Origin of the sequence: Stutzerimonas urumqiensis (assembly GCF_003640395.1) — a bacterium.
Taxonomy (GTDB): Bacteria; Pseudomonadota; Gammaproteobacteria; order Pseudomonadales; family Pseudomonadaceae; genus Stutzerimonas; species Stutzerimonas urumqiensis.
Map to the genome: position 1 here is coordinate 364383 of NZ_RBZQ01000002.1, position 18531 is coordinate 382913.

Consider the following 18531-nt stretch of genomic DNA (forward strand, 5'->3'; position numbering starts at 1 on the left):
CGGTCCCTGTCGAGAATGTTGAGCAGGCGCATGACACGCTCATGACCGCCGACGGGCACGGCGATGCCGTCCGTCCTGGCGACCGGTCCGCTGCTTGGCCGTACCTTTTCATCGGGCACGATCACGCCACGCGCGGGCGCTGAAACGCCGCGCCGCCTGGGCGTGCCGATGGGTGAATCGTGTGGACGACTCGCGACCCCGACGCTTCGGTCGCCCCCGCAAATCGATCGCAGGGCCGGCCCATTGCCGACTACCGCGAGTTGGACCAGCGGGTAGCCCGAAGACACCGACTGCTCGATGCGCATTACTGTCCCTGCCTTGAGTCCCCTGGCCGTACGCGACGGGCAGAAGCGCTCGTATCCCTGCCTGGCCGACTGTTCGTGCGGGCGGGTGTCCTGCCGCCGTGTGCGTCGAACGGGGTACCAAGCGACATCGTGCTGTTGGGTGAAACCGGTCATAACCATCCCTAGTTGTTGGCCGTCGATTACCGGTACTCCGTGAGCGGCAGTTACCGGCCTTACCTTGACCAAGGGCCAAAACACGAGTTCCACCGATAGTCGGTTTTTTTGATCAATACGACGAGAAACCGTCCCTGTGCGCCGGATGCGTCTGTTTACCGGCGCGGGAATCGCGATCGGACAGGGGCCGCGGGCAGACGGCAAGCGCGGGGCTCGAGCGGACGGGAATCGCTCAGGCGAGCGGCTGGCGGTAGGCGTGGGCGCACTCGCGCAGCGCGTCGCGGCACCACTGGCTGGCGAGCGACGGCGACAGCGCCGGGTTGCTGCAGATGCCGACCGAGCCGCCCGGCTCCGGCAGCCCGACGTTCAGCTCGCAGAGTTCGCCCTGCGCCAGGTCGAGCCGCACCGCATCGAGCGGCGCCACCCACACGGCATCGCCGTCCAGCACGTAGCGCCGGCTGAGCGCGACCGACAGCGTCTCCAGGCGCCGGGGCGGCAGCGTCATTCCATGCTGCACGAACAGGCTGTCGGCATAGCGGCGGATGGTCGTGCCCGCCAGCGGCACCACCACGGGGAAGTCACCGAGCGCCTCGGGCCCGGCGCCAAGCAGCGGGTGGTCCCGCCGCACGACCAGCGTCATCGATTCGCTGTACAGATGCTCGAAGGCCAGCCCCTCGATCTGCGGACTTTCGGTCATGCGACCGACCACCAGGTCCAGTTCGCCGACACGCAGCTGGCCGAGCAGATGGGCACTCGGCCCCGTCTCGACCGCGACGGTCAGGGCTGCGTGCTGCTCATGCAGGCGCCGCACCACGGCTGGCAACAGTCCGCTTTCCACGGTCGACAGCACGCCCAGACGCACCGTGCCGCCCTCGTGCTCGCCGCTGCGCAGGCTGCGCACGCCCTCGCGCAGCGCCTGCACGCTGGGGCCGGCATGCCGCAGGAAGGCCCGTCCCGCCGCGGTCAGCGAGACGCCGCACGTGCCGCGTTCGAACAGGCTCGCCTGCAACAGCGCTTCGAGTTCCTTGAGCGTCTTGGACACCGCCGGCTGGCTGATCGACATGGCCTCGGCCGCACGCGCCAGGCTGCCCTGCCGCGCCACTTCCAGAAAGCACAGCAAGTGGCGGTACTTGATGCGGTTGTCGATGTTCACGGCGTCCTCCTGGCGAGCGGCCAGCCTAGCAAAATCGCGCCCTGCTCAGCGCTGCCGGCGGAACGCACCCGGCGTCTGCCCGGCCAGTCGCTTGAAGAAGCGCGAGAAGTAGGCCGGTTCCGAAAATCCCAGCACCTCGGCGATCTGGGCGACCGTCAGGGCTGAATAGATCAGCAGCCGCTGGGCCTCCAGCAGTACGCGCCGGTGCACCAGCGCCTGCGCCGACTGTCCGGCCAGGCGACGGGTCAGGCCATTGAGGTGCGCGGGCGTGATACCCAGCCGGTGGGCGTACTGCTCGACGGTCATTTGCTCGCGGAAATGCGCCTCGACCAGCCGCGTGAACGCCTGGAAATGCGCGTCGCCACGCGCCAGCGGGCGTTCTCCGCGACGCGCCAGCACCCGCCGCCCGAGCCAGACCGCGAGCTGGCCGGTGAGCGAGCGCAGCTGCAAGTCCCGCGCAGGCGCCGGGTTGGCGTACTCGTGGGCGAACATGGCGAACAGCTGGTCGAGCCAGGCCTTGTCGGCGCCGGCCGGATGCAGGCCCGGTCGGTCGAAGACCGGCAGCGACGGGCCGAGCTGATCGGCGAGCGAGGCCACCAGCGGCGCCGCCAGCGTCAGGACATGGCCCTGCACCTGCTCGCAGAAGCGAAAGCCGTGAATGCTCAACGCCGGCACCACCTGCACCGCGGCGCTGGTCAGCCGGGTGCTGGCGCCCTCGATCTCGACCTCGGCCCAGCCTTCGCTCAGGTACAGCAGCTGCACCAGATCGGCGTGACGATGCGGCGCGATGTGCCAGTCGTGCCGGCGGCTGCGCGCCGCGATCGACTCCCAGTGCAGCAGGTCCGGCGTCGGCCAGCCCAGGCCATCGCCGTAGAGGGTGAAAACCGGCACGGCGTGCGCTGTGTTCATGGCCTGTTCCCAAGAGTGTTCGCTGATCGAACGGAGTTTCCAAAAGTCCAGCCAAGCGCGCCGAAAATGCCTTACCGGCGCGCAACTGCCCGCCAAAAATACAGCCCGCTCCGACAAGATCACAACGAGAGGGCACCATGAACACCTGCATCGCCATCATCGGCGCCGGCCCGGCCGGCCTGCTGCTCGGGCAATTGCTGCAACGCGCCGGCATCGACAACGTCATCCTCGAGCGCCAGAGCGCCGACTACGTGCTGGGCCGCATCCGCGCCGGCGTGCTCGAGCAGGGCATGGTCGATCTGCTGCATGAAGCCGGGGTCGGCGAGCGGATGATGCGCGAAGGCGAGGTGCACGACGGCGTCGAGCTGGTGGTCGAGGGCCGCCGCGAGCGGCTCGACCTGCACGGTCTGACGGGCGGGCGGACCGTCACCGTGTACGGGCAGACCGAAGTCACGCGGGACCTGATGCAGGCGCGCCGGGACAGCGGCGCCCGCACCTTCTACGAGGTGCCGGACGTGAGCCTGCACGACCTCGACAGCGACCGTCCGCGGGTGCGCTTCACACTCGACGGCGAGCCGGTCGAGCTGAGCTGCGACTACATCGCCGGCTGCGACGGCTACCACGGCATCAGCCGGCAGAGCATTCCCGCGGGCGTGCTGCAAACCTTCGAGCGGGTCTACCCGTTCGGCTGGCTGGGCCTGCTCAGCGACACGCCGCCGGTCAATCCCGAGCTGATCTACGCCAGCCACCCGCGCGGCTTCGCGCTGTGCAGCATGCGGTCGCCGACGCGGTCGCGCTATTACGTGCAGGTCGGGCTCGACGAGCGGGTGGAAGACTGGTCGGACGAGCGCTTCTGGGACGAACTCAAGCGCCGCCTGCCGGAGGAGGTCGCGGGGCAGCTGGTGACCGGCCCGTCGCTGGAAAAAAGCATCGCGCCGCTGCGCAGCTTCGTCGTCGAACCCATGCAGCACGGGCGCCTGTTCCTGCTCGGCGACGCCGCGCACATCGTGCCGCCGACCGGCGCCAAGGGCCTGAACCTCGCGGCCAGCGATGTCTCGACGCTCTACCGCATCCTGCTGCAGGTCTACCGCGACGGCCGCACCGACCTGCTGGCCCGTTACTCGGCGATCTGCCTGCGCCGCATCTGGAAGGCCGAGCGCTTCTCCTGGTGGATGACCCGCCTGCTGCATCGCTTCCCCGACACCGACCCGTTCGACGAGCGCATCCTCAGGGCCGAGCTGGACTACGTGCTCGGCTCCGAGGCGGGGCGCCGCACCCTGGCGGAAAACTACGTCGGGCTGCCCTACGAAGCCATCGAGTGACGGCACCGCAGCGCCTCGGTGGCCGGCGAGCGGTCGGTTGCTATAGTCCTTGAATCGGAGCCGCCACGTCAGGAGACAGCCATGGCCCTGCATCACGCCGAACCCGGCGAAATCGTCGACATCCGCCCGCTGGGCGCCCGCATCCACGAGACGGTCAACGCCACGCTGATCCGTTCGAAGCACCTGCAGGTGTTCCGCCTGTTGCTGCCGGCCGGCAAGGTCTTCAAGGAGCACGCGGTGCCCGGCGAAATCACCGTCCAGTGCCTCGAAGGCGAAGTGGAGATCACCTCCCCTGGCCGGACCCAGGTGCTCGCCGCCGGCGAACTGCTCTACCTCGGAGAAGGCGATCTGCACGGGCTCAAGGGCCTGGCCGACGCCTCGGTGCTGGTCACCGTGCTGCTGCCCGAAAAGGTCTGACGCGACGGCGACCGACACCGGCCACGATCGGACGCCGCCCACCTGCACCGCCGAGGAGCCCCGATGCCACGCGATCCGCTGTTCTCGACCCGCTGCATTCACGCCGGTGAACGGCCCGATCCGCAAGGCTCGCCGTTCACCCCGCTGTACCGCACCACCACCTTTCGCCACGACAGCGCGCAGGGCCTGCTCGACGTGATCGAAGGGCGCGTGCCGGGCAACCTCTACACCCGCTACGGCCTGAACCCGACCATCCAGAGCGTCGAGGACAAGCTCGCCAGCCTCGAGGTCGGCGAACGGGCGCTGCTGTTCACCTCCGGCATGGCGGCGGCCTCCTCGCTGTTCTTCGCCCACGGGCGCGACGGCATCGTCTGCATCGGCGATGCCTACGGCGGCACGCTCGACCTGCTGGGCGAGCGCCTGCCGCAACTGGGCCTGCGCGCCGATTGCCTGCTCGGCCATGAACCGGACCGCCTCGACGCCTGCCTGCGGGCCGGCAGCCGCCTGGTCTTCCTCGAGACCCCGGCCAACCCGACGCTGCACCTGCTGGACATCCGCGCCATCGCCGAACAGGCGCATGCCTACGGCGCGCTGCTTGCGGTCGACAACACCTTCGCCACCCCGGTCAATCAGCGTCCGCTGGAACTGGGCGCCGACCTCGTGCTGCACAGCGCCACCAAGTACCTCGGCGGGCACAGCGACCTGACCGCCGGCGTACTGGTCGGCGCGGCCGCGCTGCTCGAGGCGGCCAACGACTGGCGCAAGTGCCTCGGCCAGGTGCCGGCGCCGGACACCGCCGCGCTGCTCGCGCGCAGCCTGCGCACGCTGCCGCTGCGGGTGCGCCAGCACAACGAGAACGCCCAGGCGATCGCCGAGGCCATGCGTCGGCATCCGCGCGTGCGGCGCGTGCTCTATCCCGGCCTCGCGGAGTTCCCCGGCCATGCGCTGGCGAAGCGGCAGATGAGCGGCTTCGGCGGCATCCTCACGCTGGAGATCGACGGCGGCTGGGCCGCGGCCGTTGCCACGCTCGACCGCCTGCGGCTGATCGTCAACGCACCGAGCCTGGGCGGCGCCGAAAGCCTGGCGACTCTGCCGGCGCTGACCACCCATCACGACACCAGCGCCGAGGAGCGCACGCGGCGCGGCATCACCGACGGCATGCTGCGGCTGTCGGTCGGGCTGGAAGATGCCGCCGACCTGATCGCCGACCTCGAGCAGGCCCTGGCCGGCTGATCGCGGCGGCCGTGGTGGCATCATGGCTCTCCCGGCCGGTTTTGCTGTCCTAACCCAGGACACAGGCCTGGGGAAACGACGATGCAGCCCGATACCTCGCACGCACGCTACCGACTCGTCCTGCTCGCGGCATTCGCCGTGTTCTGGCTCTGGATGGCCATCGATCCGGTCAACCGTCACGACTGGGCGCTGGAAAACCTGCTGGTGCTCGGCGTCGCCGCCGCCCTGCTCGCCGCCCGGCGGCATTACCGTCCGTCGCCGACAGCCGCCACCCTGATCGTCGTCTACCTGGTGCTGCATGAGATCGGCGCCCACTACACCTATGCCAAGGTCCCGTACGACGCGGCCTGGCAGGCGCTGACCGGCCACAGCCTGAACGAGGCGATGGGCTGGCAACGCAACCAGTACGACCGCCTTGTCCACTTCGGCTACGGTTTGCTTCTGGCCTATCCTTTTCGTGAGGTCCAGATGCGGCTTGGCGTGCGTCCGGGCCTGTGGAGCTATCTGCTGCCGATCAACCTGGTGCTGGCGACCTCGGCGATCTACGAGCTGATCGAATGGATGGGCGCCGTAGCGCTCGATGGCGGACTGGGCCGCGCCTTCCTGGCGGCGCAGAGCGACGAATGGGACGCGCAGAAGGACATGGCACTGGCCGCGCTGGGATCGCTGCTGGCGATGGGCGCGACCGCGCTGCTGCAACGCGCACCGGCACCGGCCAGGGAGCGGCCATCGCCGGAGCGGTCGCCGGCGCGCTGACGCCGTCGGGCCCAACGGCCTGGCGGAAGGTTTCGCTTCACCACCGGGGCGCGAGCCCTGTTACAGGAGCGCGATGCGATGAACATGCATCCAGAGGCGCCGATCAACGAAGCCGAACGGCTGGCCAGGGTCCGGGAGCTGCGCGCCCTCGAAGAGACCGCCGACCACGTGCTCGACCACATCGTCCACATGGCCACGCAGTGCTTCGACGTGCCGATGGCGATGGTTTCGATCGTCGACGAGCATCGCCAGTGGTTTCTCGCCAGGATCGGCGTAACGGTGGTGGAAACCCCGCGCGAACGCTCCTTCTGCTCGGAGGCCATCAAGGGCACCACCCTGTTCGAAGTGATCGACGCCGACCGCGACGAGCGCTTCGAGAGCCATCCGATGGTCGTCGGCCCGCCGGGCATCCGCTTCTACGCGGCCATGCCGCTGACCACCACGGACGGCCTGGTGCTGGGCGCGCTGTGCATCATCGACACCCAGCGACGACCGCCGCTGACGTTGCGCCAGGCCAGCGCGCTGGCGATGCTCGCCAAGCTGGTGATGATCCGCATCGTCAACCTGCGCACCCAGAACTACGTCGACCAGCCCTCCGGCCTGCTCAACCGGTCGCGCCTCGAACAGGACGCGCGCATCCTCGCCACCGCCGGCAAGCGCGCCCGGCTGGTGGTCATCGATGCCCTGGCGCCAAGCTACTACGACGAGGTGGTCCGGGGCATCGGGCTGGAATTCGTCGGCGACCTGATCCTCAGCATCACCGTGCGGCTCCAGGGCGTGGTGCCGCCGGACCTGGCGCTGTACCGGGTCAGTCCGACGCGCTTCGCCTTCCTGCTGCCGGACGAAACGGACCCGGCGCCGCTGTGCGAGGACATCCTCGCGTGCTTCGAGACGCCGGTCGGTACCGAGCGCATTCCCGTGCACACCCAGGTCGGCATCGGCGTGCTGCCGGTCGGGCCGCAGGAGCTCATCGAGACCGACTGGCTGCGCGCCGCCATCGCCACCGCCGACGAAACCCGCGAGCGCGGGCATGGCTGGCGCTATCACGACCCCAGCCGCGACCACATCCAGCTGCGCGCCGTGCAGGTGCTCAACTCGCTGTGCGAAGCGGTCTACGGCCAGGACCAGCTCCGCCTGCACTACCAGCCGCGGATCGACCTGCACACCGGCGCCTGCACCTCGGTCGAAGCGCTGCTGCGCTGGCAGCACCCGACGCTCGGCACGATCAGCCCCGGCGAGTTCATCCCGCTGGCGGAAAAGACCGCGCTGATGCGTCCGCTGAGCCTGTGGGTGATGGAGCAGGCCATGCGCCAGGTCGCCGACTGGGAGGCGGCCGGCCTGCACCTGCGCGTGGCGATGAACGTGTCGGCCATCGACCTGGACAGCCCGCAGTTCGCCGAACGCATGCACACCCTGTTGGACCGCTTCGGACTCGACCCGCGCTGCTTCGAGCTGGAATTCACCGAAAGCGCGCTGATGCGCCACCCCGAGCTGGTGCGCACGCAGCTGCAACGCATCCGCGATGCCGGCGTGGAGGTATCGATCGACGACTTCGGCACCGGCTACAGCAACTGGACCTACTTACGCGCACTGCCCGCCGACACGGTGAAGCTGGACCAGTCCTTCATGCGCGACCTGAGCCAGCCGCGCGAGCAACGGCTGGTGCGCACCATCATCGACCTGTCGCTGGAGCTGGGCTACCGGGTGGTGGCCGAGGGCATCGAGACGCCGGACGTGCTCGAACAGATGCGCGCCTGGGGGTGCCACGAGGGACAGGGCTATCTGTTTGCCCGACCGATGCCGCCGGCGTCCGTGCCGCAATGGCTGAGCGCGCGGGGTTGAGCGTCAGGACAGCAGGCTGACCACCGTCGAGCGGCTGAGCGTGGCCTGGGCCACCACCGTCTGGGTGACGGCGGCGAAGCTCGATGGGCTGCGGTTCATCAGGTCGAATACCGAGTGCGCGTAATCCAGCGCCCACTCGCGCTCGTCCGCATGGGACTGGCGCGCCAGGAATTCGCGGATTTCCGCCTGCCGATGCGCGAGCTGCTCGCGCAGGGCCCCGACCTTGTCGAGCGCGGCGACCACGCCGTCGAGCACGCGGCGCAGGTCGCGCAGGTGCTCGCCGGCCAGCGTGTCGGGCAGGTCCAGCAGCTTTTCCTGATCGGCCATCACGGGCGTGCGGGCGCGCGGGAACAGCTTGCCCTCGCCCTGCACCGCCAGCTGGCCGTCGAGCTTGGCCCAGTCGCTCTCGCGGGCGGTGAACACCAGCGCCCCGCCCCGCTCCAGTTCGGCGCGCAAGCCGGCCTGGCCGAGCGTGGTGTTGAAGCGGCGCAGCAGTTGCTCGTCGCTGAGCTGATCGTCGAGCACCACGGCGACCGGTTCGGCGAGCTGGCGACCGGCGGTGAACAGCAGCGTTTCCTTCCCCGACGCCCGGATGGCATCGAGCGATTCCAGCCCCGGCAGCCGCACGCGACTGCGCACCGGCTCGTGCAGCCGCAGGCGCATGCCGGCGTCCAGGCTGTTGGCCGAGCGCGCGGCGCGCTCGTCGAGCAGCTGGCGCACCTCACCGAGCAGCGGGTCGAGCTGATTGCCGGCCACCTTCTGCGGCGAGGTCAACTCGCGCCCCAGGTTGAGCTTGAGATCGGACAGGCGCGCGTGCAGGTCGTCCAGGTAGCTGGCGGCCGACTGCATGGAGGTCAGCTGCTGGTTGAGCTGCAAGCTGAAGCTGGCGCTCTTCTTGCCGCCCTCGGGCGCCGTCTCGCGCCCGGCGGGCGCACGGCGCGCCGACGCCGCCGGTGTGTCGGACACCAGCGCCTGGCGGCGGTCCTGCGGGTTGACCGAAGCGAGCGCGGGCAGCTGCTTGCCGATCTTCATCTACGTCACCTTCAGAGCATGCCGAACAGCGACAGCCCGTTGATCTTCAGATAGGTCTTCTGCGTGGCCTGGAGGGCCAGCTGGTAATTGTTCAGGTCGATGCTGGCGCCGGCGTAGTCGAGCTGCGACAGCTCGCCCTCGATCTTCTGGTTCACCAGCGAAATCTCTTCGTTGCTGCCCGACAGCAGGGTCAGGGTGTTCTGCCGCCCGCCCAGTTCGGTCACCGCGCCGAGCAGGTCGCCGTGGGTCGCATCGAGGCTGCCGAGCGTCGCATCGATCTGCGCCCGCACGGCCGGGTCGGCGATGTCCAGCGCCGGGTCCTTCAGCGTTGCGATCAGCGCATGCAGATCGTTCAGCACCGCGACACCGCCGCCGAATACCTGCGACGCGGTGACATTTTCCTCGACCAGCACGCCGTTGGCGACTGCCGCCTGGCGGCGCTTGTCGTTGCCGTTGAGCCCGTACTGGCCGGTGCCGGCATCGAAGGTGATCGCCGGCTGGTCGGTCAGGGTGCCGGAAAACAGGTAGCGGCCTTCTTCGTCGCGCACGTTGGCAAAGCCCAGCACCGTCTTCTCGAGGCTCTCGAGCTCGTTGGCGATGGCGCCGAGGTCTTCGCTGGTGTTGCTGCCATTGGCGGCCCACAGCAGCAGGTCACGCACGCTCAGCAGCGTGTCGGAGGCGGCCTTGAGGTTGGTCTCCTGCTTGGAGAGGTTGCCGGCGACATTGGCGATGTTGGTGCGGTACTGCGTCAGGCTCGCCTCCTCGCGCTGGATGCGCAGCACCCGCACGGCGGAGATCGGATCGTCGGAGGGCACCAGCATGCGTTCGCCGGTGGCCATCTGCTGCATCAGCTTGCCGAGCTTGGCCGAGCTCTGGTTCATCGAACCGTGCATCTGCGCGGTGATCTGGGCGTTGGAAATGCGCATGGGTCGGTCTCTGCCGTCAGAACATCGCCAGCACGGCATCGAACAGGGCGTTCGAGGTGCTGATCACTTTCATGTTGGCCTGGTAGGCCTGCTGGTAGGTCATCAGGTTGACGGCTTCCTCGTCGAGGTTCACCGCGCTGATGCTGTCGCGCTGGGCCTGGGCCTGTTCGGTCACGGTGGTGGCCGCCGACAGGTCCGCCTGGTTCTGCCGGCTGGCGCTGGCCACCCGTCCGACCAGCCCGGCATAGCCGTCGTTGAGCGGCACCAGGCTGCCGTTGACCAGCGCCGGCTGGCCCTTGATGTCGAGCAGCTTGAGCAGCACGCCGTTGTTGCCCATCTCGCCGGCGGTGTCGGAGAAGGCCAGCGCCTCGGGCGCCAGGTCGGCCACGGTCAGCATGCCGCTGACGCTGGTGGCATCGTGCACGAACAGCGGCTGGCCCGGATTGCCGTTGCGGTCGAAGCCGGCGGTGAGCGTCGCGTTGACCTTGTCGGCCAGGGCGCTGGCCATGTCGTGCAGGTCCTGGCGCGCCGGGCGCAGCGCGCCGTATTCCATGTCATGCAGGGCGCCGAGGTTGCCGCCGAGGCCGTCCTGCACCAGCGGGAAGGTGGTGCGGGCGAACACCAGCGACACCTCCTGCTCGCCGGCGGCATTGAGCGCCACCTTCAGCTGCCCGGCACTGGCGCCGGCCACCAGCGGCTGGCCATTGGCGAGCGACACCGTGAGGCTGCCGTCGTTGGCGGCCTGCACGCGGATGCCGGCGTGGCCGCCGAGCTCCTTGAGCAGGTTGTCGCGGTAGTCTTCGAGCGTCGCCGTCTCGCGGCCGGCCGACTGCATTTCGGTGATCTGCTTGTTCAGCGCGGCGATGTTCTCGGTCAGCCCGTTGATCTCCTTGACCATCGCGGTGCGCTGGCCATGCAGCGCGTCGAGCTGCACGCCGATGTTGCTGTTCAGGCTGTTGAAGCGCTGGGCGAGCTGCTTGGCCTCGCCGAGGATCTGCTGGCGCAGGGCGATGGATTCGGGCGTCGAGCTGGCCTCGCTGAGCGCGGCGAAGAAGTTGTCTAGGCCGCCGCTGATGCTCGACCCCTCGCTGCCCAGCAGCCCTTCCAGCGCACCCAGGTACTGCTGGCTGGTGTCGTGGTAGTGCTGCTCGGTGGTGGCGCGCCACAGCTGCTGGTTCTGGAAATCGCTGGCCAGCCGGCGCACGTCGCTGACCTGCACCCCGCCACCGACGCCCACGCCGCCGAGCGAGGCGACCGAGCGCAGGTCCGGCGCCAGGCGGCTGAAGCCGGGCGTATTGACGTTGGCCACGTTCTGGCCGCTGGCGGTCAGCGCGATCTGCGAGGCGCGAACGCCGCTGTAACCGATCTGGGTGAGAGTGCTCACGACTTCATTTCCTTGGGCTCGAGCCGGATCGGCTGGGCGAAGGCCCCCGACTGGTGGCCCACGGCCGATGCGGCGTGCTGCTGTCTCGGTAGAGCGACCGGATCGGCCCCGGAATTAAGGCTGGCCTGCGGGAACCAGCCGAGCGCCGCCTCGGCGCTGCGGTCGGCCGGCGCGGTGCGTTCGACCGGCTGTGCGGAGGCCAGGTCGTCGAGGATGTTGCGGGCGTAGTTGCGCGTCTCGGCGAAGGGAATCTTCTGCACCCAGCGATGGGTGCTGATCTCGCCGGTGCGCGGGTCGCCGTTGGTCTTCAGCCATTCGTCGACCTTGCCGGGCCCGGCGTTGTACGCGGCCAGCGCCAGCGCCTGGTGGCCGTCGTAGCGGTCCAGCATCTTGTTCAGGTAGGCCGTGCCGAGGCGCTTGTTATAGGCCGCGTCGCTGGTCAGCCGCGCTTCATCGAAGGGGATGCCGAGTTCGGCGGCCATGTCGCGGGCGGTGCCCGGCATCAGCTGCATCAGGCCGCGCGCGCCCTTGGGCGAAACCGCCGCGACGTTGCCGGCCGACTCGTGCTTGATGACGCTGTCGACCAGCGCCATGAAGCCCGCCTTGCCGCGCTCCCAGGCCGAATCGATGGCCTCGATGCCGCGCTGCCAGGTGCTTGCCAGGCTCGGCGAGCTCTGCAGGCTGGCGACCGGGCGCGACGATCCGGTCGGCACGCCGAGCGGTGTCGGCACCGGCGCCGGGATGACCTTGCCACTTTCGCCGGACAGCTGCTGCACCAGCATGTCGGCGATGCCGGTCTCCCGCTTTTCGGCCAGGGTGTCGGCCAGCACCTCGTCGTAGAAGTCGCGCATGGTGCTCAACTCGCGGCTGCGCATGGGGTTGTCGGCCGACAGCGCATCGCCCGCCTTGCGCATCTGCTTGAGGATCTGTTGCAGGAACAGCGCCTCGAACTGCTCGGAGACGACCTCCAGCTGCTGGCGGCGCGCGGCGGCCGGATCGGTCGGACGCGCCTGGCGCGTGGCCAGGTGCTGCGGGAGCGACACGATGCTCATCAGATCACCACCAGTTCCGCGTTCAGGGCGCCGGCGCGCTCGAGCGCCTGGAGGATGCTCATGACATCGTCCGGCGTCGCGCCCAGGCTGTTCACCGTGTTGATGATGCTTTCCAGGCTGGCGCCTTCCGGCCACTGGAACATCGGCTTGCGGTCCTGCTCGACGGCGACGTCCGACTGCGGCGTGACCACCGTCTGCCCCTGCGAGAACGGCGCCGGCTGGCTGACCTGCGGGCGCTCGCTGATGGTGACGGTGAGCGTGCCGTGGGCAACCGCCGCCGCTTTCACGCGTACGCCCTGCCCGACCACGACCGTGCCGGTGCGGCTGTTGAACACGACCTTCGGCCGGGTGCGGCCTTCCTGCACGTCCAGCCCTTCGAGCATGGCCATGAAGCTCATGCGCTGGGTGCTGGTGACCGGCGCGCGCACCGACACCTTGGTGGCGTTCAGCGCACTGGCGGTGCCGGCGCCGAACATTTCGTTGATCGCCTCGACCAGCCGCGTGGCGGTCTGGAAGCTCGGCTGGCGCAGGTTGAGCATGACGTCCGGGCGCTCGGCGAAATCGGTCGGAATCAGCCGCTCGACGGTCGCGCCGTTGGGGATCAGCCCGGTGTTCGCACTGTTGATCGCCACGCTCGAGCCGCTGTCGCCGGAGGCATTGAGGCCGCCGACCACCAGGTTGCCCTGGGCGATGGCGTAGACCTCGCCGTCGATGCCTTGCAGCGGCGTCATCAGCAAGGTGCCGCCACGCAGGCTCTTGGCATCGCCGAGCGAGGAGACGGTCACATCGATGGTCTGGCCGGGGCTGTAGGACGGCGGCAGGTTCGCGGTGATGGTCACCGCGGCGACGTTCTTGAGCTTGGGGTCGACCTTCTCCGGCAGGTTCACGCCGAACTGCTCGAGCATGTTGGTGACCGACTGGCTGGTGAACTTCACCTGGTTCTTGTCGCCGGTGCCGTCGAGGCCGACCACCAGGCCGTAGCCGATCAGCTGGTTGCCGCGGATGCCTTCGATGTCCACCAGGTCCATCAGCGGGACGGCCTCGGCGGACGGCAGCCAGGCCAGCGCCAGGGCGGCGAGCAGGGTCTTGATCGTTCGGTTCATGGCGTTCTCAGAGGGGGAACAGCGGGCTGGTGAAGAAGCGCGTCAGCCAGCCGGCCCGGTTGCTGTCGTTCAGCACGCCGCGGCCCGAATAGGCGATGCGCGCGTTGGCGATGTTCTGCGACGAGACCTGGTTGAAGCGGTTGATGTCCTCGCGGCGCACCAGGCCCGAGAGGCGGATGTACTCGTCGCCCTGGTTCAGGCGCAGCGCCTTCTCGCCCTTGACCACCAGCACGCCGGAGGGCAGCACCTGGTGCACCGTCACGGCGATCGAGCCGCGCAGGGTGTTCTGCTGCGAGCTCTCGGCGGCGCCTTCGAATTCGCGCTCGCCGGAGACGGCGGTGTCCAGCTGCGGGTAAGTCTTGCCCAGCACGTTCGGCGTCGCCAGCCCGATGCTGGACGACTTGCCGAAGCTGGTGCCGGCGCTCTTGCTCGACTGGGTCGACTCGTCGAGCACGATGGTCAGGATGTCGCCTACGCGCACGGCGCGGCGATCCGAGGTCAGCGAGCTGACATGCCCCGAGCCGAACAGGCCGCCGGCCGTGTTGACCGGCGCCGGATAGGCCGGCACGGGCGGTTCGAACAGGGTCGAGGACTCTTCGGGGCGCAGTTCGTCGAAACTGGCGCAGCCGGTCAGCAGGGCCAGCAGGCCGCAGGCGAGAAGTTGGCGCATGGCGATCACTAGAGGGTCTGGTTGAGGAACTGCTGCATGCCGCTGGCGGCATCCATGACCTTGGCGTTGGCCTCGTAGGCGCGCTGGATGGCGATCATGTTCACCATCGCCTCGACCACCTGCACGTTGGAGCCTTCGAGCACGCCCTGCTTGAGGCTGCCGAGGCCTTCCTCGCCCGGCACGCCCTCGACCGGCTCGCCGCTGGCCACGGTTTCGCGGTAGAGGTTGCCGCCCAGCGCTTCCAGGCCGCCGGCGTTGACGAAGTTGACCAGCGTGATCTGGCCGAGCTCGGACGGCATGGTGTCGCCCGGCAGGATCGCCGTGACGATGCCGTCGGCGCCGACGGTAAAGCCGCTGCTGCCCTCGGGGACTTCGATGGCCGGCGTCAGCGGCAGGCCCTGGGCGTTGACCATCATGCCCTCGGCGTTGAGCTGGAACTGGCCGTTCTCGGTGTAGAGCAGATCGCCGTTGGGCGCCTCGACCTGGAAGAAGCCGCGCCCGACGATCGCCAGGTCCATCGGCTGGCCGGTGGTCTGGATGCTGCCTTCGGTGAAGACCTTCTGCGTACCGGCAATGCGGACACCGCTGCCGAGCTGGATGCCCGACGGCACGGTGTTGACCGCGTCGGCCTGGGCGCCGGGCTGCTTTTCGATGCTGTAGAACAGGTCTTCGAAGACCGCGCGATCGCTCTTGAAGCCGTTGGTGTTGACGTTCGCCAGGTTGTTGGCGACGGTCGAGAGGGCCTTGTCCTGCGCGGCGAGGCCGGTCTTGCTGACCCAGAGGGCGGAATTCATGGCAAGTCTCCTGCGGCCTTAGCTGCCGCGAATCATCCGGTTGCCCGCGTCGGAGAGGTCCTCGGCGGCTTTCATCATCTTCACCTGGGTCTCGAACAGGCGGTTGAGGCTCATGGTCGCGACCAGCTCGTCGATCGCCGAGACGTTGCTCGACTCCAGGTGCCCGGCGACCAGGCGCGGGTTTTCCAGCGCCTCGGCGGCGGCGCCGTCGCGCGTCACCAGCAGGCCGGCCTCGTTCTTGACCAGGTTGGCGGCGGGCACGTCGACCACGCGGATGCGGTCGACCTCGGCCATCAGCCAGTCACCGGGCGCCATGATCGACACGGTGCCGTCGTTGCCGATTTCCACCTTGTCGTGCTCGGGCAGCACGATCGGCCCGCCCTCGCCCAGCACCGCGCGGCCGTTGAGCGTCAGCCGCCCCTCGGCGTCGATCTGCATGCTGCCCTGGCGGGTGTAGGCCTCGCCGTCGACGTCCTGCACGGCGATCAGCCCGCTGCCCTGGACGGCGAAGTCCAGGTCGCGGCCGGTCGCCATCAGCGGGCCGGCGGCCATGTTCACGCCGTTGTTCTCGACCAGCGCCATGTGCCGGCTGTCGTAGCCGTAGCCTTCCACCTCGACGGCCTGCGCACGCTCCATGTCGGCGCGAAAGCCGGGCGTGCTGACGTTGGCCAGGTTGTTCGAGCGCACCTGCAAGCTGAGCATGGTGCGGCTGGCGGCGGTCATCGCCGTGTATCCCAAGCGGTCCATGGATCAGCCTCAGATGGCGTTGAACAAGGTCTGGGTCAGCTCCTTGTTGGTGGAGATGACCGTGGTATTCGCCTGGTAATTGCGCTGGCCTTCCATCAGGCCCACCAGCTGCTGGGTGAGGTCGACGTTGGAACCTTCCAGCGCACCGGCGGCGAGGGTGCCGAACTGGCCGATGCCGGGGGCACCGAGCAGCGGCGCGCCGGAGTCGGCGGTCTCGGCCCAGGCGGTGCCGCTGATGTTCTTCAGCCCTTCGGGGTTGACGAAGTTGGCGAGCACCACCTGGCCCTGCACGAGGCGCTGGCCGTTGCTGTAGCTGGCGTAGACGCGACCGTCCCGCTCCACCGACAGGCCGGTCTGCTCGCCCGCGGTGTAGCCGCTGGCGCGGTTGGTGGTGACCGAGAACTCCGAGCCGTACTGGCTGGTGCCGCTGTAGTCGAGCGCGATGTTCAGCGGATCGGCGCCGCCGACCGGCGAGCTCAGGGTCACCGGGGCGATCGGGTTGGCCAGCGCGCCGTTGGTGGCGAAGGTCAGCGGCTGCGCGGCGCCCAGCGAGGCGCCGTCCAGGTAGTAGTGCGCATCCCAGCTGTTGTCGGCGGTCTTGACGAAGTACTGCGTCAGAGTGTGTTCCTTGCCCAGCGAATCGAACAGCTTGGTGGTGTAGGTGGAGTTGTAGCTGGTCGCCTCCTGCGGGTCGAAGGGGGCGATGGCCGGCACGTCCTGGTTGGCGTTGAGGTTGGCGACGAACTCGAGGCTGTCGGTGGCCTTGGCGGGCAGGCTGCCGGCCTGCAGCTTGAGGTCCTGCACCACGCCGGTTTGCAGGTTGCCGTTGGCGTCGGCCGGGTAGCCCTGCAGCTTGCCGCCCTGGCTGTTGACGATGAAGCTGTTCTTGTCGGTGCCGAACACACCGGCGCGGGTGTAGCTGATGTCGCCATTGCCGGCGCGGGTGACGAAGAAGCCGCCACCGGAGATCGCCAGGTCCAGGCTGCGGTTGGTGGTGGTCAGCGCGCCGCCCTGGCTGATGCTCTGGGTGTGGCCGGCGACTTCGACGCCCATCGCCTGGGTGTCGGCGTAGAGGCTCGCGAAGTCGGTACGCGAGGACTTGAAGCCCACGGTGCCGGCGTTGGCGATGTTGTTGCCGATGGTGTTCAGCTGGTCGTTCACGGCGGACAGGCCGGTCAGTGCGATGTTGAAGCTCATGGATGCGGTCTCTTGAAAAGGGGATCAGAGCAGGCCGGACGCGGGCTGCTGGCCAAAGGCGAGAATCTGGTAGAACGGCACCTGCCCGGCGCCAGCGACCTCGAGCACCGGGCCCTCGGCGCTGACGCGCACATGGCCGACACGGCCGGTGAGTTCGAGCTGGGGCGCCTCGCCGCTCGCCGTCTCGACGCTCACGGCGTACTCGCCCTCGGCCAGGCCGAGCGCCTTGGCATCGAGCGTGAACGGCACCCGACCGGCCGCCTGCGGGCCGAGCGGGACTTCGGTCTGCTTGCCGACGGCGTCGGTCAGCACCAGGGTGGTCTTGCCGGACGGATGAGCCAGCTGGAACTCGCCAGCCAGCGCCTCGTCCGACAGCTCCACGCGGTCGACCGCCACGGTGACGTCCTGGCCGACCAGGCCGGCGGCGGTCAGCGTTTGCAGGTTGTCGGTCAGCACCAGGTTGCTCTGCGCGACGCGCGCCATGTTCTCCATGCTCTTGACCTGCGACATGGCCGAGAACTGGTTGAGGAACTCGGTGCTGTCGACCGGCTTGGTCGGGTCCTGGAACTTGATCTGCGCGACCATCAGGTCGATGAAGTTGTTCTCCATCTGGGTCGCGTCGGACAGGTTCACCGCCGCGCGCGGCGCGTCGATGGCGAGGCCGGCGACGCCGCCAGCCTGGGTCGGATCGATCACGCTCATCAGGATTCACCCAGCCGCAGCAGGCCCTGCTGCATGCTCTTGACGCGGTTGAGCACCTCGACATTGGTCTCGAAGCTGCGGGTGGCCGACATCATGTCGGTCATCTCTTCGATCTCGTTCACGTCGGGGTAATAGACGTAGCCATCGCGGTCGGCCAGCGGATTGCCCGGCTCGTAGCGACGCTGCGGCTCGCGGCCGGAGGTCACCACGTCAAGCACCTGCACGTGGGCACCGCCGACGCCGACGCCGCGGGTCAGCTCGCCGTTCTCGTAGACGGCGGCGAACATCGGCTTGCGCGCCTGGTAGACGTCCTCGGCGCTGGCGGCGGCCGAGTCGGCGTTGGCCAGGTTGGAGGCGACGGTGTTGAGCCGCACGGTCTGCGCATTCATCGCCGAGCCGGCGATGCGGTAGATGGAGTCGAAAGCCATCAGCGTCCCTCGATGGCCTGCTTGAGGCCACGGAATTTCATGTTGAGAAAGGTCAGGCTGGTCTGGAAGTCCATCGCGTTGCGCGAGAACTGCGCCTGCTCGACCGACAGCTCGACCGTGTTGCCGTCCTGCGACGGCTGGGTCGGCACGCGGAAGAGCATGCGCGGGTCGTCGCCGGCGATCGCGATGCGCGCCTCGCCTTCGTCCAGCCGACGCATCTCGCCGGCGAAGTCGATATCGCGCGCCTGGAAACCGGGCGTGTCCTCGTTGGCCAGGTTGGCCGCGAGAATCTCGCTGCGCTGCATACGCAGATCGAGCGCACGGGCATGAACGCTCAGGCTCTCGTCGATTCGTATACTCATCCCACCATTAACCCTTGCTGGATTGATCTGCGCACGAAGATTGC

Annotated in this window: 19 protein-coding genes; 5 read left to right on the plus strand and 14 right to left on the minus strand. The window is 68.7% G+C overall.

Features of this window, described 5'->3' with window-relative positions; genetic code table 11:
* Positions 1-690 precede the first annotated feature (690 nt).
* Together pcaQ and D7325_RS05095 are read right to left on the minus strand one after the other, a co-directional pair.
* The gene (gene pcaQ / locus D7325_RS05090; RefSeq protein WP_120994447.1) at positions 691-1611 is read right to left on the minus strand and encodes a pca operon transcription factor PcaQ; all 921 of its coding nucleotides are present in this window, start codon (positions 1609-1611) and stop codon (positions 691-693) included.
* A gap of 45 nt (positions 1612-1656) precedes the next feature.
* Positions 1657-2520: a helix-turn-helix domain-containing protein gene (locus D7325_RS05095; RefSeq protein WP_120994448.1), complete on the minus strand. Its 864-nt coding sequence runs from the start codon at positions 2518-2520 to the stop codon at positions 1657-1659.
* A gap of 137 nt (positions 2521-2657) precedes the next feature.
* Between D7325_RS05095 and pobA the strand changes: the two genes are divergently transcribed.
* The 5 genes from pobA (at position 2658) to D7325_RS05120 (ending at position 8090) form a co-directional block, all read left to right on the plus strand.
* A complete protein-coding gene (pobA, locus tag D7325_RS05100; RefSeq protein WP_120994449.1) occupies positions 2658-3842 on the plus strand; it encodes a 4-hydroxybenzoate 3-monooxygenase in 1185 nt (394 codons plus the stop codon).
* 81 nt (positions 3843-3923) lie between these two features.
* Positions 3924-4259: a cupin domain-containing protein gene (locus D7325_RS05105; protein ID WP_120994450.1), complete on the plus strand. Its 336-nt coding sequence runs from the start codon at positions 3924-3926 to the stop codon at positions 4257-4259.
* Positions 4260-4322: 63 nt separating this feature from the next.
* A complete protein-coding gene (locus D7325_RS05110; protein ID WP_120994451.1) occupies positions 4323-5492 on the plus strand; it encodes a trans-sulfuration enzyme family protein in 1170 nt (389 codons plus the stop codon).
* A gap of 81 nt (positions 5493-5573) precedes the next feature.
* A complete protein-coding gene (locus D7325_RS05115; RefSeq protein ID WP_120994452.1) occupies positions 5574-6248 on the plus strand; it encodes a DUF2238 domain-containing protein in 675 nt (224 codons plus the stop codon).
* A gap of 78 nt (positions 6249-6326) precedes the next feature.
* Positions 6327-8090 (plus strand): sensor domain-containing phosphodiesterase, encoded by a 1764-nt coding sequence (locus tag D7325_RS05120; RefSeq protein WP_245962014.1) that lies wholly within the window; start codon positions 6327-6329, stop codon positions 8088-8090.
* Between the two features lie 3 nt (positions 8091-8093).
* Here D7325_RS05120 and D7325_RS05125 read toward each other — a convergent pair whose 3' ends face one another.
* The 12 genes from D7325_RS05125 to flgB are packed head-to-tail and all read right to left on the minus strand — an operon-like array spanning position 8094 to position 18487.
* Complete coding sequence (locus D7325_RS05125; RefSeq protein WP_120994453.1) at positions 8094-9122, minus strand: hypothetical protein; 1029 nt, start codon at positions 9120-9122, stop codon at positions 8094-8096.
* A gap of 11 nt (positions 9123-9133) precedes the next feature.
* Positions 9134-10048: a flagellar hook-associated protein FlgL gene (gene flgL / locus D7325_RS05130; RefSeq protein ID WP_120994454.1), complete on the minus strand. Its 915-nt coding sequence runs from the start codon at positions 10046-10048 to the stop codon at positions 9134-9136.
* A 16-nt stretch (positions 10049-10064) separates the two neighbouring features.
* Positions 10065-11432 carry a flagellar hook-associated protein FlgK gene (gene flgK / locus D7325_RS05135; RefSeq protein WP_120994455.1) on the minus strand — a complete coding sequence of 456 codons (1368 nt, stop codon included), beginning with the start codon at positions 11430-11432 and terminating at the stop codon, positions 10065-10067.
* Positions 11429-12484 carry a transglycosylase SLT domain-containing protein gene (locus D7325_RS05140; RefSeq protein WP_120994456.1) on the minus strand — a complete coding sequence of 352 codons (1056 nt, stop codon included), beginning with the start codon at positions 12482-12484 and terminating at the stop codon, positions 11429-11431. The genes flgK and D7325_RS05140 overlap by 4 nt, the downstream gene beginning before the upstream one ends.
* Positions 12484-13587 carry a flagellar basal body P-ring protein FlgI gene (locus D7325_RS05145; RefSeq protein WP_120994457.1) on the minus strand — a complete coding sequence of 368 codons (1104 nt, stop codon included), beginning with the start codon at positions 13585-13587 and terminating at the stop codon, positions 12484-12486. The genes D7325_RS05140 and D7325_RS05145 overlap by 1 nt, the downstream gene beginning before the upstream one ends.
* 7 nt (positions 13588-13594) lie before the next feature.
* A complete protein-coding gene (gene flgH / locus D7325_RS05150) occupies positions 13595-14257 on the minus strand; it encodes a flagellar basal body L-ring protein FlgH (RefSeq protein WP_120994643.1) in 663 nt (220 codons plus the stop codon).
* Positions 14258-14265: 8 nt separating this feature from the next.
* Positions 14266-15051, minus strand: coding sequence for a flagellar basal-body rod protein FlgG (gene flgG / locus D7325_RS05155; protein WP_120994458.1), 786 nt, complete (start codon positions 15049-15051; stop codon positions 14266-14268).
* Positions 15052-15069: 18 nt separating this feature from the next.
* On the minus strand, positions 15070-15798 hold the full coding sequence (locus D7325_RS05160) for a flagellar basal body rod protein FlgF (RefSeq protein ID WP_120994459.1): 729 nt from the start codon (positions 15796-15798) through the stop codon (positions 15070-15072).
* A gap of 9 nt (positions 15799-15807) precedes the next feature.
* Positions 15808-16995: a flagellar hook protein FlgE gene (gene flgE / locus D7325_RS05165; RefSeq protein WP_120994460.1), complete on the minus strand. Its 1188-nt coding sequence runs from the start codon at positions 16993-16995 to the stop codon at positions 15808-15810.
* Between the two features lie 24 nt (positions 16996-17019).
* Positions 17020-17697 (minus strand): flagellar hook capping FlgD N-terminal domain-containing protein, encoded by a 678-nt coding sequence (locus D7325_RS05170; protein ID WP_120994461.1) that lies wholly within the window; start codon positions 17695-17697, stop codon positions 17020-17022.
* Entirely contained in the window at positions 17697-18125 is a 429-nt protein-coding gene (flgC, locus tag D7325_RS05175) for a flagellar basal body rod protein FlgC (RefSeq protein ID WP_120994462.1), read from the minus strand. Before flgC ends, D7325_RS05170 begins: the two co-directional genes overlap by 1 nt.
* Positions 18125-18487, minus strand: a complete 363-nt coding sequence (gene flgB, locus D7325_RS05180; RefSeq protein ID WP_120994463.1) for a flagellar basal body rod protein FlgB — start codon at positions 18485-18487, stop codon at positions 18125-18127. Before flgB ends, flgC begins: the two co-directional genes overlap by 1 nt.
* Positions 18488-18531: the final 44 nt, after the last annotated feature.

Coding starts and splice junctions, on each gene's coding strand:
- flgH (WP_120994643.1), bottom strand. CDS start 14,257: ATGCGCCAACTTCTCGCCTGCGGCCTGCTGGCCCTGCTGACCGGCTGC.
- pobA (WP_120994449.1), top strand. CDS start 2,658: ATGAACACCTGCATCGCCATCATCGGCGCCGGCCCGGCCGGCCTGCTG.
- D7325_RS05110 (WP_120994451.1), top strand. CDS start 4,323: ATGCCACGCGATCCGCTGTTCTCGACCCGCTGCATTCACGCCGGTGAA.
- D7325_RS05125 (WP_120994453.1), bottom strand. CDS start 9,122: ATGAAGATCGGCAAGCAGCTGCCCGCGCTCGCTTCGGTCAACCCGCAG.
- D7325_RS05140 (WP_120994456.1), bottom strand. CDS start 12,484: ATGAGCATCGTGTCGCTCCCGCAGCACCTGGCCACGCGCCAGGCGCGT.
- D7325_RS05105 (WP_120994450.1), top strand. CDS start 3,924: ATGGCCCTGCATCACGCCGAACCCGGCGAAATCGTCGACATCCGCCCG.
- flgL (WP_120994454.1), bottom strand. CDS start 10,048: ATGCGCATTTCCAACGCCCAGATCACCGCGCAGATGCACGGTTCGATG.
- D7325_RS05095 (WP_120994448.1), bottom strand. CDS start 2,520: ATGAACACAGCGCACGCCGTGCCGGTTTTCACCCTCTACGGCGATGGC.
- D7325_RS05170 (WP_120994461.1), bottom strand. CDS start 17,697: ATGAGCGTGATCGATCCGACCCAGGCTGGCGGCGTCGCCGGCCTCGCC.
- D7325_RS05115 (WP_120994452.1), top strand. CDS start 5,574: ATGCAGCCCGATACCTCGCACGCACGCTACCGACTCGTCCTGCTCGCG.
- D7325_RS05145 (WP_120994457.1), bottom strand. CDS start 13,587: ATGAACCGAACGATCAAGACCCTGCTCGCCGCCCTGGCGCTGGCCTGG.
- flgG (WP_120994458.1), bottom strand. CDS start 15,051: ATGAATTCCGCCCTCTGGGTCAGCAAGACCGGCCTCGCCGCGCAGGAC.
- D7325_RS05120 (WP_245962014.1), top strand. CDS start 6,327: ATGAACATGCATCCAGAGGCGCCGATCAACGAAGCCGAACGGCTGGCC.
- flgB (WP_120994463.1), bottom strand. CDS start 18,487: ATGAGTATACGAATCGACGAGAGCCTGAGCGTTCATGCCCGTGCGCTC.
- flgE (WP_120994460.1), bottom strand. CDS start 16,995: ATGAGCTTCAACATCGCACTGACCGGCCTGTCCGCCGTGAACGACCAG.
- flgC (WP_120994462.1), bottom strand. CDS start 18,125: ATGGCTTTCGACTCCATCTACCGCATCGCCGGCTCGGCGATGAATGCG.
- D7325_RS05160 (WP_120994459.1), bottom strand. CDS start 15,798: ATGGACCGCTTGGGATACACGGCGATGACCGCCGCCAGCCGCACCATG.